We start from the raw sequence: 17,822 nt of genomic DNA, 5'->3' as shown, positions 1-17,822 counted from the left end.
CACCAGTCTATAATTTCCGGGTAGCTTCCTCGTCGCAAACTCCACGAACGGAATATTTCATGACTTCCGGGTCGCTCAGAATTTCAGTGAGCACCGGAACGTCTTGGTGGCATAGCTGCCTTGCAATCAATCTTTCCGTTTCAAACAATTGCACCGAATTCTCCCTGTGCATAACAGCGTATTAGGCTGCATTCCTCATTATTCCAAGCTTAGACGTCTTCGTTTTCACGCGTCGTTATTACGCTTTTCCTAAGCAACCTAACCACAAAACTAGCCCAAAACCAGACAATTACCAGTGTGGGCGCGTCAAATTTCGTAATATCACCGCGTAATAACGAAGCGGTCACGCGAATACGAAACATCAGTGAGTGCGGTCATAAAAAAGGCCCGAAGCGCAAACTCCGGGCCTTTCTGTTTACCTATCAATCACTACCTTAGCCACACTTACTATCCCCACAAGACAAGCAAGTCGCACAACCATCCATCACAATCACCGCCTTGGTGCTGCACTTGCCGCACATGGTGGAGTTGGGCGGGAAGTCGCCGGCTTTGTCGTCGTTGGTGGCTTTGGCGTTGTTGGCTTCAAACTCCGCACGCTTTTCGGCGAGGATGCGCTTGGTGGTTTCGCTCATTTCCTCGCTTTCCATCAGGCCTACGGCCTTCAGGTGCTTCTCGATAACGGCACCGATTTCAGCTACCAGGGAGGGCATGAATACGCCGCCCTTTTTGAAGTAGCCGCCGTTGGGGTCGTATACGGAGCGCAGCTCTTCCACCAGGAAGGTCAAATCGCCGCCTTTGCGGAATACCGCAGAGATTACGCGGGTGAGGGCGATTACCCACTGGAAGTGCTCCATGGATTTGGAGTTTATGAACACTTCGTACGGCTGTCGGCTTTCGTGGTCTGTGTCTTCGTTCAGCAGGATGTCGTTAATGGTGATGTACATCGCGTGCTCGGCCACGGGCGGCTTGATCTTGTAGGTGGTGCCTACAAGAAAGTCCGGCCGCTCGATGTACTCGTTCATTCTAACGAGCTGGGTTTCCGGCTGTGCCGCTACTTGCGGTTCGCTGGGCGCGTCGGTGTTGGCTTTTTTCACCCGGTAGCCGACGATTTTATTGCTGATTTTAACTGTCATGTCTCTATGTCCTGTGTCGGTGTTCCGGATCAATACTTTCCGTAGGTGCCTTCTTTCAGCGCGTCAAACAGGTTGGCGGCGGTATGCATCTCGCCATCGTACTCTACCTGTTCGTTGCCTTTCAGCTCCACCTTGCTGCCGTCGTCGAGGGTGAACTCGTAGAGGGTGTTTTCAAGGTCTGTTTCTTTAACCAGTACGCCCTGGAAGGCTTCCGGGTTAAAGCGGAAGGTGGTGCAGCCTTTCAGGCCCATGTCGTAGGCGTAGAGGTAAATGCTCTTGAAATCCTTGTAGGCGAAGTCGGTAGGTACGTTCGCGGTTTTGGAAATCGAGGAATCTACCCACTTCTGTGCGGCGGCCTGGATATCTACATGCTGCGCCGGGCTTACGTCATCCGAGGTGGTGAAGTAGCTGGGCAGCTTTTTGTCTTCTTCGTCTGAGAAGGGCATAGCGCCTGGGTTAACCAGGTGGCGGTAGGCCAGCAGCTCGAAGGAGAACACGTCGACTTTTTCTTTAGTCTTGCGGCCTTCGCGGATTACGTTACGGGCGTAATGGTGCGAGAAGCTTGGCTCAATACCGTTACTGGCGTTGTTGGCCAGCGACAGGCTGATGGTGCCAGTGGGGGCAATGGAGGTGTGGTGGGTAAAGCGGCCACCTTTCTCTGCCAGTGCTTCTACCAGCTTGGCTCAACCTTGGCAATTTCCTGCATGTAGCGGCTGTACTTGGCGTGCAGTACGCGGCCTGGCAGTTTGTCGCCGAGCTTGTAACCGTCTTTCGACAGTTGTGGGCATTTGCCCAGCATTTTCGGGGTAATTTCGAAGTCTTCGTTCATAACCGGGGCTACGCCTTTCTCTTCTGCGAGAGAAAGCGACTGGCGCCAGCCTTCCACGGCCATTTCTTTAACAACTTCTTCTGTGAACTGTACAGATTCTGCCGAGCCATAAGGCATGCGCAGCATGGCGAGGGTTGAACCCAGGCCCAGAATACCCATGCCGTGGCGGCGCTTGTTGGTAATTTCGTGGCGTTGTTCGGCCAGGGGCAGGCCGTTGATTTCTACTACGTTGTCCAGCATGCGGGTGAAGATGCCCACAACCTTGCGGTACTTTTCGTAGTTGAAGCTGGCTTTGTCGGTAAACGGGTAGTCTACAAACATGGTCAGGTTCACAGAGCCCAGCAGGCAGCTGCCGTAAGGGGGCAGGGGCTGCTCGCCACAGGGGTTGGTGGCGCGGATGTCTTCACAGAACCAGTTGTTGTTCATCTGGTTAACTTTGTCGATCAGGATGAAGCCAGGCTCTGCGTAATCGTAGGTGGAGGTCATGATGGTGTCCCAGATGAACTGGGCTTTCAGGGTGCGGTAAATACGGCACGCCACCTTGCCTTCTTCGTTAACCACATAGCCGGTCAGTACCGGGAAGTCGCGATACACGAACTTGCTGGTGTCTGTAAGGTCCAGGCCTTCTTCTTCTGCTTCCTTCTGGGTAACGGGGAAGGAGAGGTTCCAGTCGCTGTCGTTACGAACGGCTTCAATGAAGTCTTCGGTGATCAGCAGCGAGAGGTTGAACTGGCGCAGGCGACCGTCTTCGCGCTTGGCCTGAATAAAATCGATGACGTCCGGATGGTGTACATCAAACGTGGCCATTTGGGCACCACGACGGCCACCGGCTGAAGACACGGTAAAGCACATGCGGTCGAAGATATCCATGAAGGACAGCGGGCCAGATGTGGTGGCACCGGCGCCAGCTACGTAGGCACCTTTAGGGCGCAGGGTAGAGAACTCGTAACCGATACCACAGCCTGCCTTGAGGGTTAGGCCTGCTTCGTGGTTTTTCTCCAGGATGTCGTTCATGGAATCCTGAACAGAGCCAGATACGGTGCAGTTAATGGTAGAGGTTGCTGGCTTGTGCGCTTCGGCACCAGCGTTGGAGGTAATCCGGCCAGCAGGAATGGCGCCGTTCTTGAGGGCCCAGGCAAAGCTTTTCATGTGCTCGGCGCGCACATCTTTGTTTTCTACCTGCGACAGAGCAACGGCAACGCGGTGGTAAGTGGCGTTGATGTCCTTATCTACGGCTTCGCCGGTCTTGGTTTTTAGCTGATATTTGCTGGTCCAAATATCGAGCGAAGTGTCCTGCATCGGAATTGTTGTAACCACTGCCTCTGCCTTAGCGTTCATTGCCACCCTCAATCTTCAAGTATTTCGGTTGTCGGTGACACCGTGTGGCGGTGCCATACCTCTGTAAAGCGCTGGAAGCACCTGCATAGGTGCTAGTACCAGTAAAATCACTATATGTGGGTTTATTTTCGGTGAGTATAACAGGATATAGTGGTTTGTGAATTTAAGCGGGACTATTGATAACTGGTTTTTGGCAAAAAAAATCAATGGAAAATGGCTTGCAAGAAGGAAAACTCCGGCAAATCCGGTGCTTGAGGCAAGAATCTCTGAGGCTGAGCTTGGGGAGGAGAATCGGCACACCCATTAGCCAGCCCAAACAAGGCACGGCAATCCTCCGCTGTTTACTAGGCAGGCCCACGAATATGAACTATAGATGGTAATAGTGGTATGACTTGTACATAAAACGCACAACCTACCGATGAGCTAATCCGATATTCGGTACGTCGCAGGGAGAAGAGCATGGCTGGAAAATTTTCACGAAGGGCATTGCTGCGCGGAACCGTGCTCGGTTCCGGTGCCCTGGTCTTGGGGGCTCCGGTTGTTTCTGCCCAAGGGCAGGAGAAAGTTATTCGTTGCGGTGTGGTTACGTCGCTTTCCGGAGACAACCGGTTTGGTGGCAACCTTACCCGCCGGGGATACGATTTGTGGGCGGAGGAAATTAATAAACTCGGTGGTATAGAGATAGCGGGTCAGCGCTATCCGGTAAAAATGTTTTACGGTGATGCTCAATCACGCCCGGCCTCGGGTGCTGACGCTGCAGTGCGGTTAATTATTCAGGACAAGGTTGATGTGTTGTTTGGGCCCTATACGTCGGGCGTAACGCTCGCCGTTCAGCCAATCAGCGCGAAATACCAGGTGCCGATGATCTCAGGCTCGGCGGAGTCGCCCAATGTTTGGCTGTCGAAGCCGGCTTTCAACTTCGGCATGATACCGGCTGTGGATCTTACTTCTGATAAATCGATCAAGGTACTTGCCGAGAACCTTGGTTCGAAGGCGAAATCCGTGGCAGTGGTTGGTGTCGATGAGCCTTTCTCCAAAGAGACCGCAGAAGGCTTTCGCCACGGCGTGCAAGAAGCAGGTCTGGAGCTGAAGCGTTTCGAGCTGTTCCCGGCCAACGCGGATCTTACCCCCATTATCTCCAAGCTCAAGGATGACAATCCTGACATTGTTGCCGTTGGCGGTCATGAAAGTGTCTTTATAAATTTCGTCAATGCGGCGGTGTCTCTCGATTACCGGCCGAAAGCACTCATCATGCATTACGGCGTAACCTCGGCTGCCTTCATTAATCAGTTAGGTGAAAAAGCCAATGGCGCGCTCGGGGTGTCAGTGTGGACAGCGGGGCTTCCTTACCGTGATGACTTGTTCGGTACCGCCAGCGACTATTCCGAGCTTTCGTTTGCGCGGTGGGGTACCCATCCAGACTATACCGAGGCAGGGTGCTCTGCCAGTGGCCTGGTGCTGCAGGACGCGGCCCGTCGACTTGGTAAAGCACCGCCGTGGGATCAGAAAACCCGGGTGGAGTTGACGAAAGCCATTGAAGAAACCGATATTGAAACCTTCTATGGCCCTGTCGCTTTTGCAAAGGAAGGGGATCACTTTCACAACAATATCAAGCCGGTACCCGTAGTTGTTCAGATCAAGGACGGCAAGGTTGTGCCCGTTGCCCCGAGCAGTGCAGCGGAAGGAGAGCTGCAATACCCCATGCCCGGTGCGTCCTGACCAAGCCGGAATGTGGTAGTTCAAGACGGCACGCCCTCTGGATACGACAGGAGCGTGCCGTTTAAGGAAGCAGCAAACACCTTTCAGGAGCGGCGCCTTGGATCTATTTCTGCAAACCATCATGAATGGGGTTTTGATAGGCGGGATATTGATCTGCCTGACCATTGGTTTTCAGCTGACGTTCGGCGTATTGCATGTTATCGATTTCGCGGTCGGTGGATGGGCGATGCTGGGTGGGTATGCCGCGTACTGGTTAGTGGCATTGGCGGGTATTGATCCGTTCATCAGTATCTTTCTTGTGTTCGTTCTGTTCGCCCTTATTGGTCGGGCAGTAGGGCCTTTGATCTATCACGTGCGAACCAGTCGTTACGCCCGGCCAGATCTGATGGCGCTGGCCTTTACCTTTGGCCTTTTCCTGCTGATGCGCGGCGGCGCGCTTTGGCTATGGTCTTATAACAGCCGAAACGTAGAATCCGTCTTTTCCGGAGAGTTTTTAACTGTTGGGCCTGTCACTATTCCCGTGTTACGCCTGAGTGCCTTTTTAATGGCCCTTCTTATTAGCCTGGGGGTTTTCCTGCTGCTCTACCGAACCCGTTTCGGCATGGCTGTTCGGGCAGTTGCTCAAAATCGGGATCATGCCGGGTTGATGGGTGTCGATGTAAAGCGAGTGTCGGCCTACGTCTATGGGCTCTATACCGGAATAACGGCCTCGGCGGGTGTTTTAATCGCCACAATCTACTCCGTAAACCCCTCCGTTGGTGTGCGTTATACCTTGTTTGCGTTTTTCGTTGCGGTGTTGGCTGGCCTGGGATCCGTGGGGGGAGTGCTGATTGCGGGGCTCGCCCTTGGGCTAATGGAATCTGTTGTGTCCACCTATGTTGGCACCCGATATTCATTACTGGTTGTATTCGGAGTGCTGTTTCTCGTGCTGCTGATCGCGCCAAAGGGGGTTCTTGGACGTGGCATCTAATCCTGGCCAAGTTCGCGGTAATTTATTTCGATTGGCTGCCATTGCGGTCGGTTTGCTGGCATTAGGGGTGGTTCCCGCCTTCATCGACCCCTACAGCCTGCGCATTGTCACGGGGGCGTTGATGTGGGCGGGTTTGGCGTGTGCCTGGAATATCGTCGGTGGTTACGCCGGCTATATAAGCTTCGGCCATTCTGCATTTTTCGGCATCGGTGCTTACACAACGGCAATACTCATGCAGGCTGGCATTGGGATGCCATTTTTGGCGACCCTGTTGCCCAGCGTTGTTATTGCAATGATTGTTGCTGCCATTATCGGCGGGCCTACGATGCGCCTGCGCGGTGCCTACTTTGCCATCGCAACCTGGGCCTTTGCGGAGATGTTGATGCAGCTGGCCACCATACTGGATATAACCGGTGGTACTGGCGGCCTTTCATTACCAGCCTATTTGAATGAATTTTTCTTTTACTACACGATGCTGGCGGCAGCCGCCGCAAGCTTTCTTGGTGTTTGGTACCTGATTGAGTACACCCGTTTTGGGTTCCGCCTCAAGGCCTTACGTGATCACGAGCCTGCGGCTGAGGCTATGGGGATCCGTACTAACCTGGTGAAGGTGCAGGCGTTCGCCCTGTCGGCCGCGATCACCGCGCTGTTTGGCAGTGTGTTTGCCTACTGGACTACCTATATTGATCCAATGTCTGTAATGGGCCCCGAGATTACGGATCAGATGGTTGTTATGGTTTTGCTGGGTGGGCTGGGCACCATTTGGGGACCTGCTTTGGGCGCGGTGGTGCTGTGGATTACCAATCGTTATATCTGGTCCACTTTCGGAGATACCGTGGTGTACCTGCCCGTTCTCGGGTTGATCATTGCGATGGTGGTGCTCTTCCTGCCCAATGGATTGATTAGTCTCATTGTTGGGCGCCGGCGTGGGCGTGAATTGATTTCGCGCATTCTTCGCAAGTTCTAGGAGTGGAATTATGTCGTCCCCTGCGATTAAGACATCCTCCGCGGATAAATCACCTCTGGTGCTGGAGTCGGTAGTCAAACGTTTCGGCGGGGTTACCGCGGTTGCCGGCGTTAGTCTGGTGGTGGCGCCGGGTGAGGTTGTTGGTGTGATCGGCCCCAATGGAAGCGGCAAGTCGACACTGTTCAGCCTGGCGGCAGGGGGGCTGCCAGTGGATGAGGGGCGCATTTGGCTTGATGGTGTGGATGTTACGGGCCAGCCTACCTGGCGTATTGCTCGCTCGGGCATCGGGCGAACCTTTCAAATCCCCTCTCTGTTCGACAACATGAGCGTGCGTGAAAACCTGTTAGCTGCGGCCGTTGAGGGTGACTGGAAAGGCGCGCCGGTCAGGGCAGAGGAAGTAGCGGAGATGCTTCAGATTACGCATGTTATTAATAATCTGGCCTCGGAGCTGTCCGGTGGGCAGCAGAAGCTTCTCGAATTTGGCCGGGTGTGTATGCGCGACCCAAAAGTGATTTTACTTGATGAGGTTACCGCAGGTGTTCACCCCAATATCCGCCGCATTATTCTGGAGGTCATACGACGCCTTCGCCAGACAGGCATAACCTTTCTGATTATTGAGCACGATATGGAAATGGTGCGTGAAATATGTGACCGACTCATTGTTATGAACATGGGTGAGGTTGTGGCTGAAGGTAGCTTCGACGACATAGCGAGCAACGTTGAGGTGCAACAAGCCTACCTGGGGCGACAGTCATGAGTGAGGCGCTTAAAGTTGAAGGCCTGACTACGGGTTACGGTAAGCAGGAAATTGTTCATGATATCTCCATCACGGCGCCGCCCGGCCATATTACCTGCGTGTTCGGCCCCAATGGCAGTGGCAAATCTACCGTGATCAAAGGCATAGCCGGGTTGCTGCCGCCGTGGGCAGGAAAGATAACGTTGGGCGATATCGATCTTACTGGGCTTCCTGTTCATGAGATGGTTCGCAAAGGCATTGTGATGATGCCCCAGGGTGGGGGGGTGTTTCCCCGTTTTTCAGTCATGGAAACCTGCGAATGGGTGGCTATTCACTGAAGGATACCCGTGAGGTAGACGATCGCATCGAAACATTGATAGCCGACTACCCGAACCTGCAACGACGCCGCAACGTAGCGGCAGGTTCGCTTTCCGGTGGAGAGCAAATGATGGTGGCAATCGCCCGGGCGCTTGTGCCGAACCCGGCTTTTGTGATGCTGGATGAGCCTTCAGCGGGCCTTTCGCCTGCCTTGGTCAATGAGACCATGGACAGGGTTCAGTCTTTGCGTGAGCGTGGTGTTGGTGTGATCTTGATAGAGCAGAACATTCGAGAGGCTCTTCCCGTAGCAGACAGCGTTTATATTTTTGCAGGTGGCAAAAATCAGTTTTCCGGCAGCCGAGACGATATACGAAGCGACGAGCACCTCATGTCGATTTACATGGGTGGTAGTGAGTAGGCTTCTCCACTAACCGAGCAGCAAACTGTCGTCGTCTACCGATAACCCACGCTGCTTTTCAAATAGGTCCAGAAGATCCTTCACCTCCAAACCTTCGCGATCCTTGCCTTCAATATCAAACACCACTTGGCCCTGATGCAGCATGACTGTGCGGGTGCCAACTTCCAGCGCTTGTTTCATGCTGTGGGTAACCATCAAAGCCGTGAGTTTTTGCTCGTCGATGATTTTGGTGGTCAGTGCCAACACAAAAGCTGCGGTTTTGGGGTCCAGTGCTGCGGTGTGCTCGTCCAGCAGCAAAATGTTGGAAGGCGTAAGGCTTGCCATCAACAGGCTTACAGCTTGGCGCTGGCCGCCAGAGAGCAGGCCCATTTTGTCGCTTAGGCGGTCTTCCAGCCCCAGGTTCAGGGACGAAAGACTGTCCCGGAACTGCTCCAGGTACTGCTTTTTAACCGCTGTACCCAAAGTGCGGCGTTGGCCGCGCTTGATGGCGAGGGCAAGGTTTTCCTCAATGCTCAGGCCTTCACAGGTGCCTGCCAGCGGGTCCTGGAACACTCGCGCCACGCGGCCAGCCCGTTTGTGGGTAGACAGCTTGGTCACGTTAAGGTTGTCGACAACAATGGTGCCGCTATCAACCAGAACTTCGCCCGCCAAGGCGTTCAGAAAGGTGGATTTTCCGGCGCCGTTGCTGCCAATCACGGTAACAAACTCACCTTGATTCACGGTAAGGCTCATGCCCCTGAGTGCGGGGTTTTCCAGCGGAGTGCCCTTACCAAAGGTAAGCTGGAGATCGGTTGCGCTGATCATGTTGCCTCCTTAGGCCTTTTTGCGGGTGAGTTTGCTAACCAGAGAGTTGCGGGCACCGGGCAATACAATTGCCAAGGTAACCAGAACGGCGGTTATAAGGTTCAGATCTTGGGCTTTAAAGCCAAGGAAGTCGGCGTTCAGTGCCAAGGCAATGGCCAGCCGGTAAATAATGGCGCCAATCACGCAGCCTATCAGGGCACGAACCACCGATGAGGGTGTAAGAACCGCTTCACCGCCAATCAATGACGCCAGGCCTATAACGATTACGCCAACACCCATAGTGACATCTGCTGCGCCTTGGCTTTGGGCGAAGAGCGCGCCGGCCAGGCCAACCAGGCCGTTAGATACGGCAACGCAAGAATGATCATGGTGCCGGTGGCGATGCCTTGGGCACGAGCCATTCTTGGGTTGGCACCGGTTGCACGCATGGCAAGGCCGGTCTCGGATTTCATGAAGCGCCACAAAAGAACCAGGGCGATGAACACCACAATCACGAAGAGCAGTACCGGCACTTGGTGGTAGGCAAGATCCAGTGAATACCACGGGGTGAGTACGGTCTCTTCGCCAAGAAGAGCGATGTTTGGCCTGCCCATAACCCGCAGGTTAATGGAGTACAGGGCAATCATGGTGAGGATGGATGCCAGCAGGTTCAGGATCTTCAGTTTTACGTTCAAAATGGCGGTGACAGCACCGGCTGCCATGCCAGCAAGCACCGCAGAACCGGTTGCCAACCAGGGGTTCCAGCCGTCCATAATTAAAACAGCCGCAACGGCCGCGCCCAGGGGAAAGCTGCCGTCAACGGTAAGGTCCGGAAAATCGAGTACACGAAATGAGATATAGATACCGAACGCAACCAGGCCATAAATGAGGCCTGTCTCGACTGCGCCGTAAAATGCAATATCACTGAGCATGGGAAAGATTCACTGTGAAAGAAAAACGGGCGGGCTCTTTATACAGAACCCACCCGTGTAAGTCAGGCGTTACTTGGTGCTTGTTACCACTTCTTGAGCGTCGGCAATTACGTCATCAGGCAAGGTGATGCCCATGCGCTCGCCGGCTTCTGGGTTTACAAACAGGTTGAGCTTATCCATGGTTTCTACCGGCATGTCGCTCGGCTTTTCCCCATCAAGAATGCGTGCAACCATTACGCCGGCTTGGCGGCCGTGATCGTAGTAGTCAAAGCCCAGTGCGGCAACGGCGCCACGGGCAACGGTAGCTGTGTCGGCTGCAAATACCGGGATTTTGGCGCGCTCACCCACAGAGATAACTGCTTCAGCAGCGCTGATGACCGTGTTATCGGTGGTTAGGTAAATGGCGTCGGCTTTACCTACTAACGAGCGGGCTGCGCCCAGCACTTCGGAGGTTTTGGTGGCGGCCCCTTTTACCAGGGTCATTCCGCGGGCCTCGAGGCGCTCTTCAAGCAGTTCAATCAGGGATACGGCGTTGGCCTCACCTGGGTTGTACACGGTGCCGATGCGCTTGGCATCCGGGACCATGCGCTGCAGCATGTCCAGATGCTTGTCGATGGGCAGCATGTCGCTTACGCCGGTAATGTTTGCACCCGGTGCTTCCGCACTCTTCACCAGCTTTGCGCCTACCGGGTCTGTTACGGCAGCAAAAACCACCGGGATGTTGCGGGCGGCAGCGGCAACAGTCTGAGCGGAAGGCGTTGCGATGGCGACTATTACGTCGGTTTTTTCGCCCACAAATTTACGGGCAATCTGGGAGGCGATGGCGGCGTTTCCCTGAGCGCTCTCGTGCATGAGCTTAAGGTTTTCGCCTTCTTTATAGCCGCGCTCGGCCAGCTCATCCTTCACGCCTTGGTGAACGGCATCCAGGCTGGGTGCTCCACAATTTGCGTTATGGCGACAACACGTGGCTCTGCTGCCTGTGAAAGACTTGCCATTGCCATTAATGACGCGCCCAACAGGGTGCGCAGGGTTTTCTTGGCCATATGCCCATCTCCGAGATTTTTTGCGGGATATAAGGTGCGAGAGTTTACCACAGCCCCGCCCCCTTGGTGGTAGAGCATGTTAACGTGGAGTTGGCCTGATCCGACATCCGCAGAAAGAGTTTTTGCCTAGTTGGCCCAAGTCACGCTTTGACGGGCATAATGTGTTGAAATACCCTACTAAAGTCTAAATAATGCCCTTATAAATCAAATAACGATAAGCAAGGAAGAACCATGGAAACAACAAACAAGCTTCCCCTTGATATGGTCTATCACTGGGAGACCGCCAAAGCGAACTCCCTGTATATGACCCAGCCCATTGGTGATGGCAAGGTGGTGGAGTACACATGGGGAAGGGCGGTTGATGAAGCTCGCCGTATGGCGTCGTATATTAAGTCACTGAATTTGCCTGAAAAAAGCCGCGTTGGCTTGATCTCTAAAAACTGCGCTCACTGGATTATGACCGACTGGGCTATCTGGATGGCGGGCCACGTTTCTGTGCCTTTGTATCCCACATTGAATGCCGACACCGTTAACTACGTGCTGAATCACGCTGAATGTGACGTGCTGTTTGTGGGCAAGTTGGACGACTGGGACATGATGAAGCCGGGTGTGCCGGAGTCGGTTCGTTGCATTTCCTTCCCTCTGAGCCCATCCAACGATTTTGAAACCTGGGATGACATTGTTGCCAAGTACCCGCCGCTGGAAGAGAACGTTCAGCGTGATGCAGATGAGCTGGCGACCATTGTGTATACCTCAGGCAGTACCGGAAAGCCGAAAGGCGTTATGCTCAGCTTCCGCAATATGGCGTTTGCGGCCGCGGGTGGCATGGACGTTCTGCAGGTAGGCCCCAACGAGCGCATGTTGTCCTATCTGCCACTGGCGCACGTATTTGAGCGTACGTTTGTTGAGCTGGCGTCGTTGTACGCGGGCTTTCATTTGTTCTTTGCAGAATCCCTCGACACGTTTGTGGAAGACATGAAGCGGGCTCAGCCAACGCTGTTCCTCTCGGTGCCGCGGCTGTGGGTAAGGTTTCAGCAGGGTGTTCTGCAGAAGCTACCGCAGAAGAAGCTTAATACGCTGCTGAAGATTCCTGTTGTAAGCAAACTGATCAAGAAAAAGGTTCTCACGGGGCTTGGGCTCGATAAGGTTAAGCTGGCCGGTAGTGGTTCTGCTCCGTTGGCCGGTGATGTGTTGGATTGGTATCGCAACCTTGGCCTGGAGTTGCTGGAAGGCTATGGCATGTCGGAGAACTTTGCCTACTCCCATATCAATAAACCGGGGCGTTCCCGCACGGGTTATGTGGCGAGTCCATGCCGGGTGTGGAAACGAAAATAGGCCCTGAGGGCGAAATCCTTATCAAGAGCCCTGCCACTATGGTGGGCTACTACAAGGATGAGGAGAAAACCCGTGAAACCTTCACCGAAGACGGCTTCCTGAAAACCGGTGATAAGGGTGAAATTGACGAACTCGGGCGCCTGAAAATTACTGGCCGGATGAAGGAAATCTTCAAGACCAGCAAGGGCAAGTACATCGCACCCGCGCCTATTGAAAATAAGCTGATGGCCCACCAGTCAATCGAATTGGTGTGCGTGTCTGGAGCTAACCAAACGCAACCTTTTGCGATGATTCAGCTGGCAGAGGGTATCCGGCCAAAGGTATCAGATGCAGGTTTTCGCAAGGAGCTAGAGGCAAGCTTTACGGAACTTGTTGATAGCGTAAACAAGACAGTGGATCCCCACGAGAAGCTGGCCTTTGTGATTATTGTGAGTGACGAGTGGTCGATTGGTAATAGCTTTCTGACCCCAACGCTGAAGCTTAAGCGCAACGTTGTGGAAGACACTTATGAAAGCAAAGTAGACGAATGGTACGCGAAGCGCGAGAAGGTAATCTGGCAGTAGCGCGTAACCTTTTTGTTCAGAACAGGCCCGGCTTAGCCGGGCCTGTTTCGTTTTAGAGCCTACATTGGTCGCATAGGCAAAAAACGGGCGGCGGGCATAGAATTAACTCATATCAGGAGGGGTTTATGGCTCAGCTTTCTGTATTCCAGAAACGCATTCAGGCGGAAATTCCGCTTACCCGCGCTCTGGGAATTGAACTGCATTCTTGGGACGGCAGCGCACTGCTGATCAGCGCGCCCCTTGAGCCCAACAGCAACCACCAGGGCACAGGGTTTGGTGGCAGTGTCTATTCGGTGGCGGTAACGGCGGCCTGGGGGCTTATGGAGCTGGCCTTGGCCGACCTTGGCTTGAAGGGCAGTGTGGTGGTGCAAACCGGGAGCATTGATTATCTTGAGCCGGTGGCCACAGATTTTTACGCCATTTGCAGGCTGCCGGGAGGTGAAATTCCCGGGCGCTTCAGGAAAGCCTTGGCAAGGCACGGCAAAGCCCGATTGGATCTTACAACTGAGGTGTTTTGTGGAACGCCAAACAGCTCGCCTCAGGGTGATCCGGTGGCTGTTTTTCAGGGTCGGTTTGTTGTGCAGGATGCCCGCTCTACCATAGCGTCCCAGCTTTAAAACGGGTGTCAGGCTATTGAACGGGTGTTGGAGATAGACCGGCTCATTAGAATGATCGGAATAATGCCAGCCAAGACAATAATGAGAGCCGGCAGGGCGCTGTGGTACAGGCGCTCGTCGGAGGCAAACTGGTACACGTAGGTTGCCAGGGTTTCAAAGTTAAACGGCCTGAGTATCAGCGTGGCGGGCAACTCTTTCATGCAGTCCACGAAAACCACCAGTGCGGCGGTAATCAATGTACCGCGAAGCATAGGCAGGTGAACCTTTACCAATGTTTTGCCCGGGCTGTTGCCCAATGAGCGCGATGCCATATCCATGCTCGGGGTAATCTTTTGCAATGCGCTTTCTACGCTACCGGCAGATACTGCCAGGAACCTGACTGTGTAAGCAAACACGATGGCGAATGCCGAGCCACTGAGTAACAGGCCAGTGCTCACGCCGAAGTAATCCCGCATCAGACTGTCTACCCAATTATCAAAACCTGCCAGGGGTACTATGACACCCACGGCCAATACCGCCCCTGGCATGGCGTAACCCAGGCTTGAGAGGCGCATAAGCACCTGCATTCCGCGAGTGTCGTGAAGCCTGCGGCTGTAGGCCAGGGTAACGCCAATTAGCAGCGTGGTGAACGCGGCTGTGCCCGAGAGGAACAGGCTGTTAAGGGTGTTGCGAATAAATACCGGGTTCCAGCTTTCATCGAAGTACTCCCACGCGTATACGCCCAAGGTTAGCCCGGGAATAATAAACCCGAGCAGGACAGGGACAGCACAGACGGCAACGCAGATAAGCTGCCGTGGAAATGACATGGTAAAACGGCGGATTGGGTCGCGGTTGTCTCGGGCGGCGAACTGTTGCTGGCGCCGGCGGGAATAGCGTTCCAGTGTGACCAGGATAACCACAAAGATGAGCATGGTTGTGGCTATTTGGGCCGCACCGCCCAGGTTGCCCAGGTTCATCCAGGTATCAAACAGGCCGGCGGTGAGTGTTTGCACGGCAAAGAAATCCACGGTGCCGAAGTCGTTCAGTGTTTCCATCAGCACTAAAGAAAGGCCAACCGCAACGGCGGGGCGGGCGATGGGCAGAACCACTTTGAAAAATGTACTCAGTGCCGAGTGGCCGAGGCTACGACTGACTGCAAACAGGGAAGGGGACTGTTCGAGGAACGCGGCACGGGCAAGAAGATACACATAAGGATAGAGCACCAGGCCTATCATCAGTGTGGCCCCTTCCAGGCTGCGAATTTCAGGGAACCAGTAATCGGCTGCGTTAGTCCAGCCAAACACATCCCTCATTGCGCCCTGAACTGGGCCGGCGTAATCCAGAAGGCTGGTATAAACATAGGCGATCACATACGCCGGAACGGCAAAAGGCAGCAGCATGGCCCATTCAAAAAATTTGCGACCGGGGAATTCGCACATGGTGACGGCCCAGGCAGTTGAAAGGCCGATGACCAGAGTAATAGCGCCAACCCCGGCCATAAGCTTTATGGTTGTTACAAGGTAGCGGGGCAGTGTGGTGTCTATCAGGTGTGGCCAGATGTTTTCTTCAGGGAAGAAGGCCAGAAAAATGACGGACAAAACCGGCAGAGCGACGATGGCGGTGGTTAGTAGCGCACTGAAAAGCCAACGGCGGGAGGTTCGCTTTGCCAGCAAGGGCTGGGTAAGCCCGGGGTTAACGCTGGTGGCGGCCTCGCTCATAGGGTTCCTGTTATTTTTTAATAAGGGTAAAGAGACGGAAGGGTGTCGATTGTAATCAGCTCAAATAGCCGCTGCAATGATCAGAATCATTTGTAGGGGTGATAAAAAGTGAAAGCCTGGGCGGCAATGCCGCCCAAGCCAAGGCGCTTACTCGCCGTCGTAGTCTACACGGTCAACCAGTTTGACCGCCGCGTTACGTTTTTCTGCGATATCTTGCAGGGAGAGGCTGTCTGGCTGGATCTCGCCCCATTCCGCAACCAGCCCGGTGGGCTTTACGTTCGGGTTTGCCGGGTATTCGGTGTTAGCCGTGGCGTAGATGCCCTGGGCTTCCGGCGACGACAGGAACTCCATCAGCTTGATTGCATTCTCCCGGTTTGGGGCGCTTTTGGTAAGGGAAATGCCACTGATGTTGATGTGGGTTCCGCGGCCATCTGCGTTCGGGAATACCAGGCGAACCGCTTCTGCGGCTGGGCGCTGGTTTTCATCCTGCAGCATGTTGCCGTAATAGTAGCTGTTGCCGATAGAGACATCGCACACGCCTTCTGCAATCGCTTTAATCTGATCGCGATCGCCGCCTTGAGGCTTGCGCGCTAGATTGTCTTTAACCCCTTTTAGCCAGGTTTCTGTTTCAGCTTCGCCGTGATGAGCAATCATCGATGAGATCAGGGCAATGTTGTACGGGTGCTTGCCGCTGCGGGTACAAATGCGGTTATCCCACTTGTCATCGGCCAGCTGTTCGTAGGTGGTGATTTCACCTTCTTCAACACGCTCTTTAGAGGTATAGATGAGCCGCGCCCGTGTGGTGAGGGCAATCCACTTGCCCTCTGGATGGCGCAAGCTTGCCGGCACGTTTTTGTTCAGAATGTCGTTGTCCACAGCTTGAACAAGATCACGCTCAACCAGCTCATTGAGGCGTGAGATGTCTACGGTCATCACCACATCTGCGGGGCTGTTGCGGCCTTCACGCTCCAAGCGCTCGGCTAGGCCCTGCTTGGCAAAGACTACGTTGCTCTTGATGCCAGTTTCTTTTTCAAAAGCATTCAATAGTGGTTCAAGAAGGTAGGCCTGGCGATATGAGTAGATATTAACTTCGCCGTCGGCAGACGCGGCAATGGGAAGAGCGGTAAGAGCGATTGCCGCAGTTGCGGCGAGTTTCATGCGCATGATGCCATCCTTTTATGATGCTGGTGTGGTGCGCGCTTGTGTTTGAGAGTCACAGGCGCCTAAAAACGCCAACCATTCTCATTTGTGTTACGCATGAAGTCAATATTCCCTTTGGTGTACTTCTTTCAAAATAGTATTATTCTACGTGGTGTTGTATAAACGATACGCTTCGCAAGCACATACGTTAATCTACTACGTACCGTAGTAAAGCAGTGGAACGTTGCAGATGGGTGTAGATGATCGCAGAGGGCACTGTCGCACAGCGATGAGTGCCAAAGTAAAAGTGAGCCATGAGCAACTGGGCGAGTTTGTCTTCTCTACCCGGGATATATCAGATGGTGGCGTATTTGTTGTGGTAGACAATGACCCCTTTACTCCCGAGATGGGGGATAAGGTAGAGGTACAGGTGCAAGGGCTACCGGTACCGGCACCCGTGCTCAATATGGTTGTTGTTCGTATTACCAGTGATGGATACGGCTTACAGTTTGATGAGAGTGTTAACTGACAGGCATTTTTACAGCGCTTTTCCACGGATAATGTCGTTTCTCCGGTGAGATTGTCGTTAAGGAACAACGAGAGACTCATGACTGCTTCTGGTTTTCATCGAATTTTCAAGAGCGTTACGCGCTCGCTGGCGTTAACCGGGTTGCTTTTGGTGCAAGCTGGGTGTGCTACCTATTACTCTCATTACGCCATGTTTCCTGCCGAAAACTCTCAAGGCGAGCCGAGAGCAGTCCGCTTGTCCTGGCACAGCGCTGAATACCCCTCCTGGTGGTTCGTATCCGATCGTGCCACACCCCTAACGCTTGAAACTCAGTGTAGTGAGCGGGTTTGGCAGTTATACGACGGTAGTCACGCCGAGGCGGGGGCTTGTGGCCCGGGTATTCGCGCCTGTGGTGATCGCAGCAGAGACCGACGGGTTCAGGTAGCTCAGGCGGCAAGTGACAGTGATGTATGCATGTCGGTGAACCCCTCTGATCCTCACGCAAGAATTGCAGATATATCTGGCCGGCTGGAATTGCTGGTTGCGTGCGCGCCTGTTTCTGCGATTAGAGGCGAGGGTGAAGACAAGGAGAATGTTGATTACATCCGCGCCTCAGCTGTGCCTTACACGGTTTACAGCCGCAAAACGCTTCGCGGCGCTCTCAGTGCCAGGCCACCAAAGTTTAATCGTTCTGAATGTAATGCGGATTGATGGGGTGTGACGCCGGTCACGTTGCTACAAGTTGTTTCCGATTGAATAATGTCGTTACGATTTGT

Annotated in this window: 13 protein-coding genes and 4 pseudogenes; 10 read left to right on the top strand and 7 right to left on the bottom strand. The window is 53.9% G+C overall.

The genetic code is table 11. The annotated features are described in order from the left end of the window. Positions 1 to 434: 434 nt before the first annotated feature. Positions 435 to 1,133: an NrdJb gene (locus tag BCA33_RS02570; protein WP_071263218.1), complete on the bottom strand. Its 699-nt coding sequence runs from the start codon at positions 1,131 to 1,133 to the stop codon at positions 435 to 437. A 29-nt stretch (positions 1,134 to 1,162) separates the two neighbouring features. Then, a pseudogene (locus BCA33_RS02565) lies at positions 1,163 to 3,300 on the bottom strand (adenosylcobalamin-dependent ribonucleoside-diphosphate reductase). A 459-nt stretch (positions 3,301 to 3,759) separates the two neighbouring features. On the opposite strand from BCA33_RS02565, the gene BCA33_RS02560 reads away from it, so the two are divergent. The 6 genes from BCA33_RS02560 to BCA33_RS20650 all read left to right on the top strand — a co-directional run bounded on the left by BCA33_RS02560 (position 3,760) and on the right by BCA33_RS20650 (position 8,428). Next, a complete protein-coding gene (locus tag BCA33_RS02560; protein WP_071263217.1) occupies positions 3,760 to 5,019 on the top strand; it encodes an amino acid ABC transporter substrate-binding protein in 1,260 nt (419 codons plus the stop codon). 97 nt (positions 5,020 to 5,116) lie between these two features. Beyond that, positions 5,117 to 5,989 (top strand): branched-chain amino acid ABC transporter permease, encoded by an 873-nt coding sequence (locus BCA33_RS02555; RefSeq protein WP_083394605.1) that lies wholly within the window; start codon positions 5,117 to 5,119, stop codon positions 5,987 to 5,989. Continuing rightward, a complete protein-coding gene (locus tag BCA33_RS02550) occupies positions 5,979 to 6,956 on the top strand; it encodes a branched-chain amino acid ABC transporter permease (protein WP_071263216.1) in 978 nt (325 codons plus the stop codon). The genes BCA33_RS02555 and BCA33_RS02550 overlap by 11 nt, the downstream gene beginning before the upstream one ends. A 10-nt stretch (positions 6,957 to 6,966) precedes the next feature. Further along, complete coding sequence (locus BCA33_RS02545) at positions 6,967 to 7,713, top strand: ABC transporter ATP-binding protein (RefSeq protein WP_071263215.1); 747 nt, start codon at positions 6,967 to 6,969, stop codon at positions 7,711 to 7,713. Next, on the top strand, positions 7,710 to 8,030 hold the full coding sequence (locus BCA33_RS20655; RefSeq protein ID WP_217632600.1) for an ATP-binding cassette domain-containing protein: 321 nt from the start codon (positions 7,710 to 7,712) through the stop codon (positions 8,028 to 8,030). Before BCA33_RS02545 ends, BCA33_RS20655 begins: the two co-directional genes overlap by 4 nt. Beyond that, a complete protein-coding gene (locus tag BCA33_RS20650) occupies positions 8,012 to 8,428 on the top strand; it encodes an ATP-binding cassette domain-containing protein (protein ID WP_217632599.1) in 417 nt (138 codons plus the stop codon). The genes BCA33_RS20655 and BCA33_RS20650 overlap by 19 nt, the downstream gene beginning before the upstream one ends. Before the next feature lie 9 nt (positions 8,429 to 8,437). On the opposite strand, the gene BCA33_RS02535 is transcribed toward BCA33_RS20650, so the two are convergent. From BCA33_RS02535 to BCA33_RS02525, 3 genes and pseudogenes are all read right to left on the bottom strand, one after another. After that, complete coding sequence (locus BCA33_RS02535) at positions 8,438 to 9,232, bottom strand: ABC transporter ATP-binding protein (RefSeq protein WP_071263214.1); 795 nt, start codon at positions 9,230 to 9,232, stop codon at positions 8,438 to 8,440. A gap of 9 nt (positions 9,233 to 9,241) precedes the next feature. Then, positions 9,242 to 10,143: pseudogene (locus BCA33_RS02530) on the bottom strand (ABC transporter permease). Between the two features lie 69 nt (positions 10,144 to 10,212). Beyond that, a pseudogene (locus BCA33_RS02525) lies at positions 10,213 to 11,186 on the bottom strand (ABC transporter substrate-binding protein). 231 nt (positions 11,187 to 11,417) lie between these two features. On the opposite strand from BCA33_RS02525, the pseudogene BCA33_RS02520 reads away from it, so the two are divergent. Further along, positions 11,418 to 13,084 (top strand): annotated as a pseudogene (locus tag BCA33_RS02520) (AMP-binding protein). 125 nt (positions 13,085 to 13,209) lie between these two features. Further along, positions 13,210 to 13,701 (top strand): thioesterase domain-containing protein, encoded by a 492-nt coding sequence (locus tag BCA33_RS02515; protein ID WP_071263213.1) that lies wholly within the window; start codon positions 13,210 to 13,212, stop codon positions 13,699 to 13,701. A gap of 8 nt (positions 13,702 to 13,709) precedes the next feature. Here BCA33_RS02515 and BCA33_RS02510 read toward each other — a convergent pair whose 3' ends face one another. Together BCA33_RS02510 and BCA33_RS02505 are read right to left on the bottom strand one after the other, a co-directional pair. Continuing rightward, positions 13,710 to 15,398, bottom strand: coding sequence for an iron ABC transporter permease (locus BCA33_RS02510; protein ID WP_071263212.1), 1,689 nt, complete (start codon positions 15,396 to 15,398; stop codon positions 13,710 to 13,712). Positions 15,399 to 15,545: 147 nt separating this feature from the next. Next, positions 15,546 to 16,562, bottom strand: coding sequence for a Fe(3+) ABC transporter substrate-binding protein (locus BCA33_RS02505; protein ID WP_071263211.1), 1,017 nt, complete (start codon positions 16,560 to 16,562; stop codon positions 15,546 to 15,548). Positions 16,563 to 16,788: 226 nt separating this feature from the next. On the opposite strand from BCA33_RS02505, the gene BCA33_RS02500 reads away from it, so the two are divergent. Beyond that, on the top strand, positions 16,789 to 17,067 hold the full coding sequence (locus BCA33_RS02500; RefSeq protein ID WP_071263210.1) for a PilZ domain-containing protein: 279 nt from the start codon (positions 16,789 to 16,791) through the stop codon (positions 17,065 to 17,067). 78 nt (positions 17,068 to 17,145) lie between these two features. Next, positions 17,146 to 17,757, top strand: a complete 612-nt coding sequence (locus tag BCA33_RS02495; protein WP_071263209.1) for a hypothetical protein — start codon at positions 17,146 to 17,148, stop codon at positions 17,755 to 17,757. Positions 17,758 to 17,822 lie beyond the last annotated feature (65 nt).

It is taken from the genome of Marinobacter sp. AC-23 (assembly GCF_001858325.1).
GTDB lineage: Bacteria > Pseudomonadota > Gammaproteobacteria > Pseudomonadales > Oleiphilaceae > Marinobacter.
The sequence above is the reverse complement of the archived record's forward strand: the minus strand, read 5'-3'. Positions and strand labels throughout refer to the sequence as shown.